Source organism: Streptomyces atratus (genome assembly GCF_014648655.1).
Taxonomy (GTDB): Bacteria; Actinomycetota; Actinomycetes; order Streptomycetales; family Streptomycetaceae; genus Streptomyces; species Streptomyces atratus.
This window is the reverse complement of sequence record NZ_BMRN01000163.1, coordinates 1-1,893: the sequence shown is the minus strand read 5'-3', so window position 1 is coordinate 1,893 and position 1,893 is coordinate 1. Positions and strand designations below refer to the sequence as shown.

At 68.5% G+C, this 1,893-nt stretch carries 4 protein-coding genes and 2 pseudogenes; 1 reads left to right on the top strand and 5 read right to left on the bottom strand.

Annotation, left to right across the window (positions count from 1 at the left end; translation table 11 throughout):
* Positions 1–23 precede the first annotated feature (23 nt).
* From IEZ15_RS43835 to IEZ15_RS47835, 3 genes and pseudogenes are all read right to left on the bottom strand, one after another.
* Positions 24–191: a hypothetical protein gene (locus IEZ15_RS43835; protein ID WP_189282502.1), complete on the bottom strand. Its 168-nt coding sequence runs from the start codon at positions 189–191 to the stop codon at positions 24–26.
* A gap of 25 nt (positions 192–216) precedes the next feature.
* Positions 217–495, bottom strand: coding sequence for a helicase associated domain-containing protein (locus tag IEZ15_RS43830; protein ID WP_189282501.1), 279 nt, complete (start codon positions 493–495; stop codon positions 217–219).
* 33 nt (positions 496–528) lie between these two features.
* Positions 529–609 (bottom strand): annotated as a pseudogene (locus tag IEZ15_RS47835) (hypothetical protein); the annotation flags it as partial.
* Here IEZ15_RS47835 and IEZ15_RS43825 point away from each other — a divergent pair.
* A pseudogene (locus tag IEZ15_RS43825) lies at positions 578–820 on the top strand (transcriptional regulator); the annotation flags it as partial. The pseudogenes IEZ15_RS47835 and IEZ15_RS43825 sit on opposite strands and share 32 nt — an antisense overlap.
* Positions 821–885: 65 nt before the next feature.
* Here IEZ15_RS43825 and IEZ15_RS43820 read toward each other — a convergent pair.
* A complete protein-coding gene (locus IEZ15_RS43820) occupies positions 886–1,305 on the bottom strand; it encodes a RidA family protein (protein WP_189282500.1) in 420 nt (139 codons plus the stop codon).
* A 267-nt stretch (positions 1,306–1,572) separates the two neighbouring features.
* Positions 1,573–1,893, bottom strand: a 321-nt coding sequence (locus IEZ15_RS43815) for a cupin domain-containing protein (RefSeq protein WP_189282499.1), incomplete at its 5' end; no start/stop codon positions are given.

Genomic DNA, 1,893 nt, shown 5'->3' with positions numbered 1-1,893 from the left:
CCGGATGAAGACGGGTTCTTCGCTCAACGTGCTGCCTGCACACCGCCGATGTGCGCTGCCCAGGCATCTGCCCGGAGCGCGAGCTTCGGGGCATCGGGGCTCTGTGGGGGCACGCCCTCAAACGGTCCGTCGAACTCGGCTTCGGCTCGGTTGATGCGGGCCGAGAACCTGCGGTGAGGTGCGGTCGTCATGGCGGCACTGTAGCGGCGAGGGTGATCACATCGGATATCCCGTCGATATCCGAGACGACGGCTCGGGTTCCTCGATGACGGACATCGCCCCGGCCGCCGACCGAACAGAACGGCCGGCCGCGCGCAGCTCCTCGTTCTCCCGCGCCCTGCGCGCCGCCGCCCTCGCGTTCTTTGCCCACACACCGATCGGGTGCCTGGCCCACGTCGCGGTGGTCGGGGGGAGGAAGTGGCCGTGGGCGGCGGCGTACTGCCTGGCGACGGCGATCCCGTCCGCCCAGGCCGCGTCCTGCTTGGACCACACCATCCCGAGCTTTTCCAGTTCGGCGACCCGCCCGGCTTCCAGCGTCCCGGCCGTGTAGGCGCGGCGCTGGTCGGCGGTCCACTGCCTGAACGCTGCTGGCGGGACGCGGGTGGAGATCCATCCGTTGAACCAGTCCCAGGTGCCGCGTCCGCTTCAGCGGATGGTGGAGTACCGCACGATGAACGTCCGCCGCTGGGACCACATCGTCGAGGCCTGGGCATCCGGCGACCACCAGGGCCTGGACGACGCCTGGGAGGACGTCATCGTCGACCTGGGGTCGCAGTGGGGGCAGTACGAGTACGTCACCAACGTCGGCTTCGCCGCATAGAGCAGCCCTGCACGGCGTTCTGAGCGCCTCGCCGGATATCTGATCCGAATTCCCGATTCAGGGCACTAGCTTTCGGGTCCCTCGGCCGGACGGACCGCGACCGTGTCGATCTCGAAGAGCATCCCGGGCAGCGCGAGCGAAGCGACCCCGCTGAGTGTCTGGGCGGGCAGCCGGTCGCCCCAGGCGCCGTGCAGCGCCTTGCCGAGGATCTCCAGCTTCTCCAGGTCATGGTCGACGATGTATGTGCCGAGCCGTACGACATGTTCGAAGCCGAGACCGACCCCGGCGAGCGCGGTGCGCAGGTTGCCGAAGGACCGCTCGACCTGCGCGGCGAAGTCACCGGGCACGACCTGGCCGGTGTCGTCGGAGGCGTACTGCCCACCGATGAACACCAGCTCGCCGGGTGCGGAAGCGGCATGGCTGTAACCGAACGGGGTGGGGTCGTGCAGCCCGGCAGGGTTGGTGATGGTGCGGCTGTCGCTCATGTGCGGTGGTTCCTCACTGAAGATTGGGTCTGGACGATCGATTCCACGGCGTTCGGCGGATCGTAGGCCGGTGCACGCACGGCCGACCGGAAACGGGGACCGACCGCAGCTGGGTGCATTACGTGCCGGACAACGGCTTGGCTGGCGTGCGGGTGATCAGGTGCTGTGCGGTGGGGGTTGTGTCCGGTGCGGGCGTGGTGCATGAGCTGGTCGAGGGCGTCGGCGAGGTCGGCCTCGTAGCTGTCGGGGTCGGGGTGGCGGGGGCGATCAGTAACGCTGACGGGCTCGCCGCCACGCGGCACTTTCCACGAAGAAGTTGTCGAAGCGCTCTTGCGAGTCCAGGAGTTCCTGTGGATCGGCCGTGCCCTTGCGGACACGGTCCAGCAGCCGGAAGTAGTCGAAGCGCTCGACGCCGGGGGTGATGATGATCAGTACGTCGGCGTCCGCATCGGGTTCGGCGGCGAAAGCGTGCGGCAGGCCTGGTGGCACGAGGAGGAAGTCTCCCTCGTCCGCAGTGATCACACTGTCCCCGGTCAGCGCCTGGAGCCGGCCGCCGAGTACGAAGAAGAGCTCGGCGGATCCGGTGTG